The sequence below is a fragment of the Pseudomonas pseudonitroreducens genome (assembly GCF_021603645.1).
Taxonomy (GTDB): domain Bacteria; phylum Pseudomonadota; class Gammaproteobacteria; order Pseudomonadales; family Pseudomonadaceae; genus Pseudomonas; species Pseudomonas pseudonitroreducens.
The window spans coordinates 1-350 of the sequence record NZ_BQHJ01000063.1 but is presented as its reverse complement, the minus strand read 5'-3'; the positions used below and the strand labels follow the sequence as shown (position 1 = coordinate 350).

Here is a 350-nt window from a genome sequence, read left to right as displayed (position 1 = left end):
CTTGACGACCATAGAGCGTTGGAACCACCTGATCCCATCCCGAACTCAGTAGTGAAACGACGCATCGCCGATGGTAGTGTGGAGTTTCTCCATGTGAGAGTAGGTCATCGTCAAGCTCCTATCCCAAAGCCCCGGTCAGCTTCGCTGTCCGGGGCTTTGCCTATTAGTGTAAGCACATGATTTGTGCTTGCTGCTGACGAGAGTCGAGACTCTCAGAAGCCAGGCGATTGAGTAGAAAAGAAATTTTCGAAAAATAAAGCTTGACGAAAGATGAGGTTAGCGTAGAATGCGCGCCTCGGTTGAGACGAAAGCCTTAACCAACTGCTCTTTAACAAGTTGAATCAAGCAAT

The 350-nt window shown here is 48.6% G+C and carries 1 rRNA gene; it reads left to right on the top strand.

Going from position 1 to position 350, the window contains the following annotated elements:
• Nucleotides 1–116, top strand: a 5S ribosomal RNA gene (gene rrf / locus L6D89_RS32470).
• Nucleotides 117–350: the final 234 nt, after the last annotated feature.